Consider the following 13486-nt stretch of genomic DNA (forward strand, 5'->3'; position numbering starts at 1 on the left):
CTTGTTATAGGAAGGGCTAAATATGGTATAATGGAGGGACGAGATGTTGCTCCAATTTTTATGAATAGAAAAGAGAAAACATGCTAAAAAAGAATGATGTGATTGATGTTGAGATTGTAGACCTGACCCATGAGGGGCAGGGGGTGGCTAAGCACGAGGGGCTGGTCTTTTTTGTGGACAATGCCCTACCAGGTGAGCAGATTGCCATGCGGGTCTTGAAGGTCAAAAAATCGGTTGGCTTTGGTAAGGTGGAGACCTATCACAGCCTGTCACCCCACCGAAATCAGGCACTTGATACGAGCTATCTACGGACGGGGATTGCAGATCTGGGTCACTTGACCTATGACCAGCAGCTGGTGTTTAAGACTGCTCAGGTTAAGGCTGCTCTAAGCAAGATTGCAGGGATTACGGATGCTCCTATTTTGGATACTCTCGGTATGGCGCAACCTCTGGCTTATCGCAATAAGGCGGCTATTCCTGTCCGCCGTGTCAATGGACAGCTTGAGACGGGCTTTTTCCGAAAAGGGTCGCATGACCTCATACCGATTGAGGATTATTATATCCAGCATCCAGAGATTGACCGCTTGATTAAGGTGACGCGAGACTTGCTTCGTCGGTTTGACCTAAAACCCTATGATGAGGCGACGGGAGCTGGACTGATTCGCCACCTCGTGGTCCGTCGTGGCTATGCGACAGGGCAGCTGATGTTGGTGATTGTGACAACCCGTCCCAAGATTTTCCGTGTTGAGCAGCTCATCGAGCGGCTGACCGCTGACTTCCCTAATCTCGTTTCTATTATCCAGAATATCAACGACCAAGCGACTAACGTGATTTTTGGTCAGGAGTTCATCACGCTTTACGGTCGCGACACGATTGAGGATCAGCTCTTAGGAAATACTTACGCCATTTCAGCCCAGTCCTTTTATCAGGTTAACACGGAAATGGCTGAGCAACTCTACCAGACGGCGATTGATTTTTCAGAGTTGAGTACAGACGATGTTGTCATTGATGCCTATTCTGGGATTGGTACCATCGGCCTCTCTATAGCAGGTCAAGTCAAGGCTGTTTACGGAGTCGAAGTCGTGGACAAGGCTGTCGCAGATGCGATGAAAAATGCCCAGAACAACGGCATCATGAACGCCCATTATGTCTGTGATACGGCTGAGTCTGCGATGGAAAAATGGCAGAGCGAGGGGCTTCGCCCCAAGGTCATTATCGTCGACCCACCACGAAAAGGGCTAACCGAAAGCTTTATCCGTGCCAGCTCTGCCATGTCCCCAGAAAAAATCACCTACATCTCCTGCAACCCAGCCACCATGGCACGTGATATTAAGCTTTACCAAGAACTCGGCTACCAATTGACCAAGGTGCAACCAGTGGATCTTTTTCCACAGACGCATCATGTGGAGGTAGTGTGTTTGCTGGTGAAAGCCTAGAAACCCTTGAACGAAAGTATGTTAAAAAGCCTTGGAGACAAGGCTTTTTAGCTTGGAGTGGGGTAATATCAGAGTAACTACCTCAGTTGAGGTAATTGAGTTGCTGGGGGATTTGAGAGAGATTTATTTCCGTAGACACATGGTGGGGACATGGAGTAAGGAGTATGAGGGAATAGATGTCCCCCCTCTCTTAAGTCACCGATATGGTCGGTAGAAGTGAGTGTATAGAAAATGATACAAATATCGGTTCTGAAACCCTTGAAATATCTTGATTTCAAGGGTTTTATGATTGTGGACCAGTTTTCCTTATGACTATCTTTTTTACCGATTAAGACAGTGTTTTGGTATTTGCACCCCCTTTGCTTAAATCGTTAAAAAGTATAGGTAAAAAACTTCAAAAATATCGCTTATATCGCAAAATATAACTGGACTTATTGTGGTTCTAACGGTAATATGTACATACAAAAAAAGAAAAGAGGAAAACAGTATGACCAGCACACAACCAAGATTGAACGCTTTTGAGGAACTTGCCGAGGTATTCCGCAAGACCTACCTTGAGATGGAAGTTGGAGAAGAAGTTGAAATTGGCAAGTTAGCACCCCTTGAGGTTGATTACAAAGCCTTGATTGAGGAGGGTATTTTTACAGCCACCTACCAGATGGCAGAGGACAAAACTTTAACCTACACCTTCGAATGCCTAGACTTCGAAGCCATCCAAAGTATTTTTGGACCAAGCGGAAATCGTGATTCAACTAACTTCTTCAAGCAAGAGGTCAAAATCCTCAAGAGAGAAGTAGCTTAGAGACTATTACAAGAGGGCATTACCTTAAGGAGTAATGCCCTTTTTTCTTTACACGAGTTACGGGATATCAAAGCCTATATAGTTTGTCGAAGATGGGTGCTGCTGTGTTATAATAGTGTTATTGGGTCATAAAAATTTTATCGTTTTCTTTCGTATTTACGAATAATTAGGTAGAAGTCTATCACGGTATACTAGAATGGAGATAAGATTATGACACGCTCAACCCTTGAATTTATCACTTGCCCTAAATGTAACCATCAAAGTGGCTTTACAGCCTATCAGAGTATTAACGCTACCCTTGCACCAGAATTGAAACAGAAAATTGTTGACTGGGAGCTGTATAAGTTTTCCTGTTTGAATTGTGGTGAACCAAGGTTTGTTTATTATGAGACTTTGTATCACGATATGGAGCACCGACTTATGCTTTATTATGTACCTGCTATGGCTAACAGAGAACGGGAACAGATAAAGATGGAAGATGTATTCAGTCAAATTAAGCAGGTCGAAGGCGATAGGTACTCTAACTCTTTTGATACCTACAACTTCCGTATTGTTTCTGATATGGAGGCATTCATTGAGAAAGTGCAGATATTTGATGCAGGGTATGATGATAGGCTTGTTGAATTGATGAAGTTTATCCTCGCACCCAAGGAGGAAGAGGATATCCAGTTCAGCTATGACCATATGGTATTCACTAAAGTAGGTGATGACAGGTATCAGTTTATGTTCATCTATGAAAAACGTGCTGTCGCTTCGCTCAAATTTTCAGAGGAGATGTATGAGCATTTTCAGTCGGAATATTCTGGTCTTCTTGATGATTCATACTTTGTGGATGAGGCTTGGGCTTATGGGACGATTGCTAGAGGTTAGAGTTTATGTCTTATAAAATTTACACTCTCGCCTTGAGATTCCGGAAGGCAATCGAAAAAACACGAGATAAAGGCGAACTCGATATTGATTCCACTTTAAAATTTTTCATTCGAGCCTGTTGCAGCTCTGCTAGTTCTCTTGTGGCAAAGTTTCTTTTTGAAAATGCTATTAAGATCGATATTGTTTATGAAGCAGAAGGCTTTGACACCATCTTGTTGGCTGCTTGCTGGCTCTGAGGTGAACTTAGCTGTCAAGGTGGGCAAGGAATTGGAAGCACAGGGTGTTAAAGTCCGAGTTCTTTCTGTGCCCTCCACAGAGTTCTTTGATGCGTAAGATGCAAGTTATAAAGAAGAGATTCTGCTAGATACCATCCCTCGCCGTCTGGCAATCGAGATGGGCACGACCCAAAGCTGGTACAAGTATGTCGGCCGAGATGGTGCGGTTCTCAGTATCAAGGCTTTTAGGGCCTCAGCACCAGCAGCAGAAGTGATTGCCAAGTAAGGCTTCACTGTCGATAATGTGATTGCCAAAGTAAAAGGCTTAAGTTGGCTTTATAAGACAACTAAAAACTCTGTCAACAGATTCAATGTTGGCAGAGNAGAAGATACTCGCATCTCGTTGTCTTATGACCATTTGGTCTTTACAAAAGTAGGACCTGAACACTATCACTTTCTCTTTCTTTACAGGAGTGAGGCTATTGCTTCGGTTGAAGTTGATCTGGATTTATATGATCAATTAGAGGATGAGTATCGCTTTGTTTACCAAGATGCGATTTATCACGTTGATGAGAAGTGGGCGCATCATGTTATTGCAAGTAATTAGTTAATGACTGCCATTCGCTTATCTGCTCTTCAAGGTTTGCCAGTCACTTATGTTTTTACCCATGACTCGATTGCGGTTGGTGAAGATGGCTCTACCCATGAGCCGATCGAGCATTTGGCAGGTCTTCGTGCGATACCGAACCTGAATGTCTTCCGTCCAGCGGATGCACGGGAAACCCAAGTAGCATGGTATCTCTCTTTAACGAGTCAGTCAACACCTTCTGCCCTCGTTCTTACTCGCCAAAACTTGACAGTAGAGGAAGGGACAGACTTTGCCAAGGTTTCAAAAGGTGCCGATGTGGTCTATGAAGCAGAAGGCTTTGATATCATCTTGTTGGCTTCTGAATCTGAAGTCAACCTAGCTGTTAAGGTAGCCAAGGAGTTGGACGATCAAGGTAGCAAAGTACGTGTCGTATCCGTTCCATCAACAGAACTCTTTGATGCCTAAGATGCAAGTTATAAGGAAGAAATTCTGCCAAATACTATCCGTCGTCGCTTAGCCATTGAGATGGGGCAACGCAAAGTTGGTATAAATATGTTGGCTTGGATGGGGATGCTCTAGGTATAGATAGTTTTGGGGTCTCAGCACCAGTAGCAGAAGTGATTGCCAAGTAAGGCTTCACTGTCGATAATATGATTGCCAAAGTAAAAGGCTTAAGTTGGCTTTATAAGACAACTAAAAACTCTGTCAACAGATTCAATGTTGGCAGAGTTTTTAGTTGCAAAAGAATAAATTGAAAGAAAAAGTGATTTTTAGAATATTATTCTGTCAAGTCGTTCATATACTTTTCAATCTGAAGATGCATTAATTTATTACCATAGATCCTAGATAAATCACGAGCTTCCAAGTAATAATCCATTACTTTATCATTGTCTAGGAACTCCTTGCTTCCATTACCAACTATGATTAATAAAGGAGCCAGTTGATAACTAGTCTCATATTCTTTACAAACCTCTATCGTTTCCATTGCAATTTGTATAGCCTCTAATGCTTGACCTTTGGCAAGTAAATGATGAGCATAGTTATATCTCGTTCTTATATAACCAAAAAGAAATTCCTGAGAGTCAAAGTCTTTCTCACTATATAGTTGGGTGAGTTTTTGATAGTTCCTTTCATATTCTTCATCACGTCCAACTAGTGAATAAAAATTAGCAAGGGTATTAAGTATCTTTAGATAGACAGAATGCTTTTCGCTCACAGAAGTCATTGTTTTTTCTAATAAAGAAATAGCCTTATCTCTTTCATTGTAGGTGTAGAATAAAATGATGGTATGAACCCAAGTTAGGTAGGCCTCCTCATCTAGTGATAAAAATGATTGTTTTTCCTTTTCGAGATTGTAGAGATACTCAAGGTCTTTATAATTTCTGTCTTCTAATAACTTAGTTGATAACCTCATGAACTCCTTTAAATTAGAGACAGACTCGATCTGCTCATCGAAAAAATAATCTATTGTGACATTAAGCCGACCTGCTAATTTGTGTAAAAGAATAGCTGTAGGCATATAGTTGCCTCTTTCAATTTTACTAATTTGGCTTTGTTCACAAATGCCTTCAGCTAATTCAGACTGTGACAAACCGTACTCTTTACGCTTAGTTTTCAATTTATCTGCAATATTGACCATTATTTCTAGTCCTTTCTATAATAATACGAAAACGCCCTATTGAAGTGTATTATATATTATACAACTTGTGTTTTAATATTTCAAATCAAAACAAAATTCTTAGGAGAATAAAAAAAACTTTATATACATAAAATCTGTTGACTATTTCATGTTTATATGATAATATGATTGCATGAAAAAGAAAAGAGGTAACTTTATGAACCGCAACCACAAATTTATTAAACTAGTATTACTTTCACTATTTATTTTTAGTTCAGGGTTAAGTTTACCTCGTACCAGTGAAAAGAATCGGAGCCAGAAACTCCCAAACATTATAGTTATAAGAGAAAAGTTATAGTTATAAGAGAAAAAGCGACAAAGTCTACAGGACTTGATGTCGGAAAAGCTGATTGATACATTTTTTTAAAAAACTAAAGTAAGAATGATTCATCTATCCATAATTGAGTAAGGGGCTGTACATGTTTAAAAAATATGCCTGTACTATGCAACATGACCAATCTGACTGTGCTGCAGCAGTTGTTTCAACAGTACTTTTATCGTATAAAAAAGAACTGTCAATCATGAAGATTCGTGAGATTATCGGGACTGATATGTATGGAACAACTGTGAGTGGTATCGTTTCAGGACTTGAGAAGTTGAACTTTACTGTTAAAGCAGTCCGAGTCGCACAAGAAGATTTGACTTCTAAATTAACATTTCCTGCAATTCTTCAGATTAAGAACGATTTAGGGCAGAACCATTTTGTTGTTTTACATCGTATCAAGAGGAATGGAAAATTTCTTGTAGCAGATCCCGCCAGGGGGATGCTTAAAATGACTCGTGATGAATTAGAAGAGGTTTATCAGGGAATCACTCTCTTTATGGTTCCTAATTCGGATTTTGAAAAGGGGAAACTAAAAGGGAAAGGTCTACTAGAATTATTCGGTACGCTGATATTTAGCCAAAAGGGACTGGTTGTTACCGTAATATTGGCTTCCTTTATATTGAGTATCATTGGCATTCTATCTAGTCTATTTTCAAAGGTCATTATGGATGAAGTTATTCCTTATGGCTTGAAAAATAGTTTATACCTTTTCTTGATTGTCTTTGGAATTGTGTCATTTTTACAGAGTCTACTATCTGCCTTCCGCCAACATATTTTGTTATTTCTATCCAGAAAAATAGATATCCCTGTTCTGATGGGATACTATGACCATATCATTCACTTACCATACAGTTTTTTTGGTAGCCGAAGAGTAGGGGATGTCCTAACACGCTTCCAAGATGCGATGACGATAAAGAATGTTTTTACGTCAGTATCAATTTCATTAGTTATGGATATCACCTTGTCCGTTATCAGTGCGATTGTTTTGTGGACCATTAACCAGTCCTTGTTTCTTATTTTAGTGTTAATGGTCATTGTGAATATTATTCTTATTTACTGTTTTAAGAAGCCGTATAAGAAAATCAATCATGAACAAATGGAGGCAAATGGCCTTCTAAATTCTCAACTAATTGAGTCCATTCGTAATATTGATACCATCAAATCACAACATGATGAAGAGCAACGTCTAAACAAGATTGAAGAAAAATTTGTGCACACTTTAGAAATCGGTTACAAAGAAGGCGTGTTACAAAATATTCAATCTACAGTCTCTTCAATGGCCTCTACTATAGGTGGATTACTGTTTATGGGTGTGGGAGCATTATTTATCATTGATAGCAAGATGACGATTGGTGATCTTCTGGTATTCCAAACCTTGAGTCAATATTTTACAGAGCCTGTACAAAATTTGGTTGGTCTCCAGTTGACATTTCAGGAGGTACAAGTCGCAGTTAGTCGCCTTCAGGAATTGATGGAAGTTGACCGAGAAGATAGCAATCTGGACTATAGTGTCAGAAATTTTTCCTTACAGGATGATATCACGTTTAATAATGTAACCTTTGCGTATGGTTCAAGACCTCCTGTCATTAAAAAGTTTGATTTGACAATTAAACAAGGTGAAAAAATAGCTTTTGTTGGAGAAAGTGGTGCAGGTAAAAGCACACTAGTTCGATTATTACTACGTTTTATTAATCCGAGCGAAGGGAGTATCCGCATTGGGCATCATGATTTATCTGATCTTGACTATGGGGAGTTACGAAAGAAGATTTCCTATATCCCCCAGACTATTGAACTCTTTACAGGAACCATCATTGATAATTTGAAAATTGGTAATCCAGATGCAACCTATGAAGATATGATGCGAGTTTGTCGTATTGTGGGTATTCATGACACTATCCAGCGCCTTCAAAATCGTTATGGCTCTTTCGTAGAAGAAGGTGGTCAAAACTTTTCCGGTGGAGAGAAGCAACGATTGGCTATTGCAAGGGCTCTACTGAGTAAAGCTGATTTGTATATTTTTGACGAGGCAACTTCTAACTTAGATTCGTTTAGTGAACAGATTATTCAAGATTTAATCTTTGACAAGATTATTGGTAAGACAACAATTGTAGTAGCTCATCGATTATCCACCATTCTTCGATGTGATAAGATATGCTTCCTAGAAAATGGAACCATTGTGGAATATGGTACTCATGAGGAATTGATGGCTCAAAATGGGAAATATGCTCGAATGGTTGGTTTACAGAGTATTCAGGTGAAGCAACAGTTCCAGTCACGGGTAGTGTTAGATACAGAGGAGGTTACTTATGGCTAAACTAGAGGTAAAAGACAATAAAAAACTTGTTCTGAAACAGGTCATTTGTAAAAAGGTACATGGTGCTAAAGTAGAAAATGTTGATCATGAAATTGACAAATTTCATCAGCACTTGCAGTTAGTTAAAGCACAACTATTTGGTCCGCTCATTGTAAAAAGTTGTGGAACCGCCATTCATGATGACGGAACTATCACAACGGATTTTGAGTTTTATGTTCAAGCACATAATGCGCAACAGTACAGCAATATGTACGATGTTCAGGATATGGTATCTGTCCCACATTGTTTATATGTGCATTTTGAAGATAGTCCAGAGTATCTTCAGTTTGCATATTCAAAGTTAGACTTGTATCTATATGAGAATGATATTCAAACAGATGGAACAGTCTATACTGTTTATATCAATTCTTCTCCTGAAAAAATGACTGTGGATATTTTTAGACCAATAATAAGCCTATGAAACTATATAACAAATCAGAATTACGCTATTCTCGGATTTTCTTTGATAAGAAACCACCAGCCTATGCTTTTATTCTTATCATCTCTACTGCTTTAGTTTTAGTCGGTGCATTGATTGGTGCGGCCTATATCCCTAAAAACTATATTGTGAAGGCGAATGGAAATGCGGTGATAACTGGGACAGAGTTTCTGTCTGCCATGGGATCAGGTAAGGTCGTGACCATGCATAAATCTGAGGGAGATACGGTCAAAGCTGGAGATGTTATTCTTTCTCTTTCAAGTGGCGAAGAGGGATTGCAGGCCGGTTCCTTGACGAAACAGTTAGAGAAGCTACGCGCCAAAGAAGCTATTTTTCAAAAATTTGAACAGTCATTAAATGAGAAAGTCAATCATATGGCCAACTCTGGAGAAGAGCAGGAGTACTATGGCAAAGTGGAGTATTATCTGTCTCAACTAAATTCAGAGAGTTATAATGATGGTTCGCAGTACTCCAAACTTCAGGATGAGTATGTAAAATTGAATAAACTCATCGGTGAACGAGATCAGTTAAATATTGATCTTCAGATTGCTCAAAATGAATTAGTTCAACTACAGCAACAACTAGACTCACTACCTGCGCCAGATCCGACTACAACAACTACAAATGGTACTGAGCCATCTACACCACCTGTAGCGACTACGACTGATGCTAGAACTGAGTTAGAAACCAAAATATCAGATCTAACGACAAAAATTGAAACAATAAAAACGAATACTACTGCTAAAAATAGTGAGATAGAGGGTCAGCAAAGTAATATTAAGGATATGGAACGTACTTATAATAATCCAACATCTCAAGCTTATAACATTTATGCGCAACTAATTAGTGAATTAGGGACTGCTCGCTCAAACAATAATAAAAGCATCACTGAACTTGAGGCGAATCTTGGTATCGCAACAGGACAAGATAAGACCCACAGTATTTTAGCGTCTACTGATGGAGTGATTCATTACATTGTTCCCTTAAAGCAGGGGATGTCACTTCAACAAGGACAAACAGTAGCTGAGGTTTCTGGAAAAGAAAAAGACTACTATGTGGAAGCATTTGTATATGCAAGTGATATCTCTCGTGTTTCCAAAGGTGCTAAGGTTGATGTGGCACTGACAGGTGTGAATAGCCAAAAATATGGAACCTTAAAAGGGAAGGTTAGACAGGTTGATTCAGGGACAATTGCCCAAGAAACAAAAGAGGGAAATATCAGTCTTTACAAAGTGATAATAGAATTGGAGTCCTTAACTCTAAAACATAAGGGTGAGACGATTATCCTTCAAAAAGACATGCCAGTTGAAGTTCGCAGTGTGTATGATAAAGAAACTTCTCTTGATTGGATTTTAGACATGTTAAGTTTCAAACACTCATTTGGGTTTAGCCCTTAGATGACCTATAACATATAATAAGACAGAGAAAGGTTGTCTTATCTAGGTAGCTACGGAGATATAAACTAAGTTGTCTATCACTTGTTAGGGAAATTCCCTAGCTCTACTTATTTACAAGGAGAATTCTTATGGAATTAGTATTACCAAACAATTATGTAGCTCTTGAACAAGAGGAAATGATGTACACTGATGGTGGTGGCTTTGGAAAACACTGGTGGAACAGTAGAGGTGCTGTGGGACTCGCAATTGATGGAATTGCTACGTTAATACCAATTTTGGGTGCTTATCATGGGATGAGGGCCGTTGGAACGTTAGCTAAACAAGGTAGGGTCTATATCCGTACCAATATTGATAAGGCTCTAAGACAAGCTAGAGTTGGTTTTGCAACTGCCATAGTTGGAGGGATCGTTGATGCACTATTTTTGGTATACGGTGGCAGTGTAGGCTCTTGGATTGCAGCAGCAGCTGATTATGCAGACAGATGGGCTGGAAGTTACGGCTATGATGGGTATATTCTGGCATAACAGATATTAAGGAATGTTAACATTATGGAAAAAGTAATTGTTTCCTTGGGCTTATTAAGTTTTGTATTTTTAGGAGTTGTTTCCTATAAAAACATAAAAAAATTAAAAACAATGAAAGATGAAAACTTGGATAGTTAAGATGAAGCATTTTTTTGCAGGCCTCGGAGAAATAAGTTTATTTAGTTTCGTGATATTATCATGTATTGGGATAGCTCCACTAGTCCATGTCTATATCATTGGAACTGAACTAAGTTTTGGAAGATTGCTACTTACTATCATTGGTATTTCTTTCGTGCTTATTTTACTACTTTCTCGTCTTTATAGAAAGTTCTTCTATAAGGATAGTGAATAACATATACTAATCTATAAATTTTTGAATCGGTTACACTAAACTAGACAGAATTTATAAAGTGTTCTACACTAAAGAAAACAGGAGAACTCTATGTCTAGNCGCATTGTGTATGATAAAGAAACTTATCTTGATTGGATTTTGGAAATGTTAAGTTTCAAGCAATAATTGGGTTTAATCCTTAGATAAACTATAAAATACAATAAGGTAGGAGGAAGGCCATCTTATCTAGTATCTAAGGAGATATAAACTAAGTTGTCTATCACTTGCTAGGGAAATTCCCTAGCCACGCTTAAAAAAGGAGAATTCTTATGGAATTAGTATTGCCAAACAATTATGTTGTTCTTGAACAAGAGGAAATGATGTATATTGATGGTGGTGGTTTTGGTAAAAATTGGTGGAACTCAAGAGGGACTTTAGCTACAGGAATTGATGTAGCTTTGGCAGCATACTCACTTGCTTCAACGATTTCGGGTATTGGACTGAAAGCAACGATACGAGCGCATCGTGGGACTATAACTAGAGTTTTAGAAAGAGAGCTGGGGAAATACTTACCATCTAAAATTGGAATTGCAACAGGAGTGGTCAATTTGGCACTTACAGCTGTTGGTACTAGTATAGGCGGGTTATTAGCTTTCGGAGCTGATTGGATAGATGGTAGAATTGATGGATACATTTATGCGTAAATGCAATGATTTTAGTTATTTTTTTGTTAGTGGTTGCTTTATTATTCCTCTTTTTGTTCGTCAGTTCTTTCAACGTCCTACGAATAAACTTTTGTTAGTAATCAGTTTTTTATTTTTGTTAATATGGCTAATTACATTGCTTGTTTATATAAAAAGAAACAACAAATGAGATTTAGAAAAATTGGGAAAAGAAGTGATGAAGCTATAAAAGAGATTTGAAAATAGGGTAGGGTTATTTTAGGGGATTATTATGTTATACGAATAAAGTTTTTTTAAGTCTCTACAGGCATAAAATTTCCGATAATTTTTCCAACGATACGAGGTTCCTCTTCTGCTGGCGCAAAGAGATCCTCGTATTTTTTATTGATAGATACAAGGCGATAGCCATTTTCTTCAATATAGACTTTTTTGATGTAAAGTTGGTCGTTCCATGAAATGACATAAACTGCGCCATCGTAATCGAAACCACCTTCACGGATAAGGGCTACTTCTCCATCTTGGTAGACAGGCTCCATTGATTGACCTTCAATCCAAGTCGCCACGTCGTAGAGGTATTCTCTGTCTGTGAAGACTTCCTTGGTCTCGTATTCATCCCAGAAGCCGTTTCCATGCCCGGCGGATAGGGCGATGTTGTCAAGAACCTGTACACTAAAGAGTGGTACAACTTTTTGTTCCATAAGAAGGTTATGAGTTAGCTCATCGACCTTCTTTTTGTTTGTTTTGTTGAGCTGTTTGTAGAGGGCGAGGTGGGGGTGTTCTTTTTGTAGATCCTCTGTTTTTATATGAAGTAGTTGAGCCAGTTCCTTGAGGTGTTTCTTATTGGGGACAGTTTTGCCTGTTTCCCAAGCTGAAAGAGTGGCTCTGGTGACATCTAGTTTATTTGCTATAGCCGTCTGAGATAGGTTATTAGCCAATCGGTAGTGTTTTAATTTACTCGCAGAGAACATCAGTAATTCCTCCTTTTTATTTGTCATTTTATAACTTGACAAAATTATACCATAGGCTATAATAGAATTCAAGATAAAAGAAAAGGAGTCCTGTCATGTCCAGACCATGTGTCTACGGAAATAAATCTCTCTCAAATCCCCCAGCAACTCAATTACCTCAGTTGAGGTAGCTGAAGTTCTGGGAAATTTATAAGGTATCTATTTCCGTAGACACAAGGTGGGGACATGGGTAAAGGAGTATGTGGGAATAGATGTCCCCCTCTTAAATCGGACGGAAATCGGAATAAGGTAATTGATACAATAGAATACAAAGAAAGCCTTGGAATAAGCTGTTTCCAAGGCTTTTTAACTGTCTATAGGTACTAGGGTAAAATTATTAGAGAGGTTGCTAGTTTAGAGAGGCACCTTGATTTGTAAAAAGTTAAATTTTAGACAATTATCCCCTTTAAAAAATCTATTTAAATCTTAGCTAATTGAAGTGAATTTTTATAGAACATAATTCCAGATTATAATCATTTTTTTCAGAAGAAATGTGTTGTTTCCTCTTCATGAGTACGTTGTGACTTTTTTTTATAAAAAGCTTGACAAACGAAAAGAAATCGTTTACAATGATATTGTAAAAAATAATAAGGATGATGATGAAATGGATAAACAGAGAGATTTAGATATTTCTTTTCTTGATGACTTTGAATTTGAAGTCATCGAACTTGATGACGTCTCTGTGCTTCCTGAAACTGCTGCTTCAAGTGGTAGTACTGGAGATAACGTTTATTCAACATGCGGTTCTTGCTCATGTTGTTCATCGTGTTGCACATAGTTAGTCGGTATATTTTAGCCGGTTAGCTTTAGTCTGCCTGCTAAGTTTAAAGGTCTTAG

11 protein-coding genes and 2 pseudogenes are annotated in these 13486 nt (G+C 38.5%); 11 read left to right on the forward strand and 2 right to left on the reverse strand.

The features are described 5' to 3' along the window. Nucleotides 1-80: 80 nt before the first annotated feature. The 5 genes and pseudogenes from rlmD to ACERC8_RS05080 form a co-directional block, all read left to right on the forward strand. A complete protein-coding gene (rlmD, locus tag ACERC8_RS05060; protein ID WP_373658809.1) occupies nucleotides 81-1436 on the forward strand; it encodes a 23S rRNA (uracil(1939)-C(5))-methyltransferase RlmD in 1356 nt (451 codons plus the stop codon). A 487-nt stretch (nucleotides 1437-1923) separates the two neighbouring features. After that, nucleotides 1924-2238 carry a hypothetical protein gene (locus ACERC8_RS05065; protein ID WP_373658810.1) on the forward strand — a complete coding sequence of 105 codons (315 nt, stop codon included), beginning with the start codon at nucleotides 1924-1926 and terminating at the stop codon, nucleotides 2236-2238. A gap of 210 nt (nucleotides 2239-2448) precedes the next feature. After that, nucleotides 2449-3108: a CpXC domain-containing protein gene (locus ACERC8_RS05070; protein ID WP_373658811.1), complete on the forward strand. Its 660-nt coding sequence runs from the start codon at nucleotides 2449-2451 to the stop codon at nucleotides 3106-3108. A 179-nt stretch (nucleotides 3109-3287) separates the two neighbouring features. Then, a pseudogene (locus ACERC8_RS05075) lies at nucleotides 3288-3609 on the forward strand (transketolase C-terminal domain-containing protein); the annotation flags it as partial. Nucleotides 3610-3939: 330 nt separating this feature from the next. Further along, a pseudogene (locus tag ACERC8_RS05080) lies at nucleotides 3940-4544 on the forward strand (transketolase C-terminal domain-containing protein); the annotation flags it as partial. A gap of 146 nt (nucleotides 4545-4690) precedes the next feature. Here ACERC8_RS05080 and ACERC8_RS05085 read toward each other — a convergent pair. Further along, nucleotides 4691-5551, reverse strand: coding sequence for a helix-turn-helix domain-containing protein (locus ACERC8_RS05085; protein ID WP_373658812.1), 861 nt, complete (start codon nucleotides 5549-5551; stop codon nucleotides 4691-4693). Between the two features lie 458 nt (nucleotides 5552-6009). Between ACERC8_RS05085 and ACERC8_RS05090 the strand changes: the two genes are divergently transcribed. The 5 genes from ACERC8_RS05090 (at nucleotide 6010) to ACERC8_RS05110 (ending at nucleotide 11663) form a co-directional block, all read left to right on the forward strand. Next, complete coding sequence (locus ACERC8_RS05090) at nucleotides 6010-8229, forward strand: peptidase domain-containing ABC transporter (protein WP_373658813.1); 2220 nt, start codon at nucleotides 6010-6012, stop codon at nucleotides 8227-8229. Continuing rightward, on the forward strand, nucleotides 8222-8689 hold the full coding sequence (locus tag ACERC8_RS05095; RefSeq protein WP_373658814.1) for an AraC family transcriptional regulator: 468 nt from the start codon (nucleotides 8222-8224) through the stop codon (nucleotides 8687-8689). The genes ACERC8_RS05090 and ACERC8_RS05095 overlap by 8 nt, the downstream gene beginning before the upstream one ends. Next, complete coding sequence (locus tag ACERC8_RS05100) at nucleotides 8686-10104, forward strand: HlyD family secretion protein (protein WP_373658815.1); 1419 nt, start codon at nucleotides 8686-8688, stop codon at nucleotides 10102-10104. The genes ACERC8_RS05095 and ACERC8_RS05100 overlap by 4 nt, the downstream gene beginning before the upstream one ends. Nucleotides 10105-10232: 128 nt before the next feature. Further along, a complete protein-coding gene (locus ACERC8_RS05105; RefSeq protein WP_373658816.1) occupies nucleotides 10233-10628 on the forward strand; it encodes an argininosuccinate lyase in 396 nt (131 codons plus the stop codon). A gap of 660 nt (nucleotides 10629-11288) precedes the next feature. Continuing rightward, complete coding sequence (locus tag ACERC8_RS05110) at nucleotides 11289-11663, forward strand: argininosuccinate lyase (RefSeq protein ID WP_373658817.1); 375 nt, start codon at nucleotides 11289-11291, stop codon at nucleotides 11661-11663. Nucleotides 11664-11935: 272 nt separating this feature from the next. Here ACERC8_RS05110 and ACERC8_RS05115 read toward each other — a convergent pair whose 3' ends face one another. Beyond that, nucleotides 11936-12610, reverse strand: coding sequence for a S24 family peptidase (locus ACERC8_RS05115; RefSeq protein ID WP_373658833.1), 675 nt, complete (start codon nucleotides 12608-12610; stop codon nucleotides 11936-11938). A gap of 559 nt (nucleotides 12611-13169) precedes the next feature. Here ACERC8_RS05115 and ACERC8_RS05120 point away from each other — a divergent pair. Next, entirely contained in the window at nucleotides 13170-13427 is a 258-nt protein-coding gene (locus ACERC8_RS05120) for a thiazolylpeptide-type bacteriocin (protein ID WP_373658818.1), read from the forward strand. Nucleotides 13428-13486: the final 59 nt, after the last annotated feature.

The sequence above is a fragment of the Streptococcus sp. E29BA genome (genome assembly GCF_041807805.1).
Taxonomy (GTDB): Bacteria; Bacillota; Bacilli; order Lactobacillales; family Streptococcaceae; genus Streptococcus; species Streptococcus entericus.

What these genes read in the sequence shown, in the direction of transcription:
- ACERC8_RS05110 (WP_373658817.1), top strand. Translation starts at nt 11,289, where the DNA reads ATGGAATTAGTATTGCCAAACAATTATGTTGTTCTTGAACAAGAGGAA.
- rlmD (WP_373658809.1), top strand. Translation starts at nt 81, where the DNA reads ATGCTAAAAAAGAATGATGTGATTGATGTTGAGATTGTAGACCTGACC.
- ACERC8_RS05105 (WP_373658816.1), top strand. Translation starts at nt 10,233, where the DNA reads ATGGAATTAGTATTACCAAACAATTATGTAGCTCTTGAACAAGAGGAA.
- ACERC8_RS05095 (WP_373658814.1), top strand. Translation starts at nt 8,222, where the DNA reads ATGGCTAAACTAGAGGTAAAAGACAATAAAAAACTTGTTCTGAAACAG.
- ACERC8_RS05100 (WP_373658815.1), top strand. Translation starts at nt 8,686, where the DNA reads ATGAAACTATATAACAAATCAGAATTACGCTATTCTCGGATTTTCTTT.
- ACERC8_RS05115 (WP_373658833.1), bottom strand. Translation starts at nt 12,610, where the DNA reads ATGTTCTCTGCGAGTAAATTAAAACACTACCGATTGGCTAATAACCTA.
- ACERC8_RS05085 (WP_373658812.1), bottom strand. Translation starts at nt 5,551, where the DNA reads ATGGTCAATATTGCAGATAAATTGAAAACTAAGCGTAAAGAGTACGGT.
- ACERC8_RS05065 (WP_373658810.1), top strand. Translation starts at nt 1,924, where the DNA reads ATGACCAGCACACAACCAAGATTGAACGCTTTTGAGGAACTTGCCGAG.
- ACERC8_RS05090 (WP_373658813.1), top strand. Translation starts at nt 6,010, where the DNA reads ATGTTTAAAAAATATGCCTGTACTATGCAACATGACCAATCTGACTGT.
- ACERC8_RS05070 (WP_373658811.1), top strand. Translation starts at nt 2,449, where the DNA reads ATGACACGCTCAACCCTTGAATTTATCACTTGCCCTAAATGTAACCAT.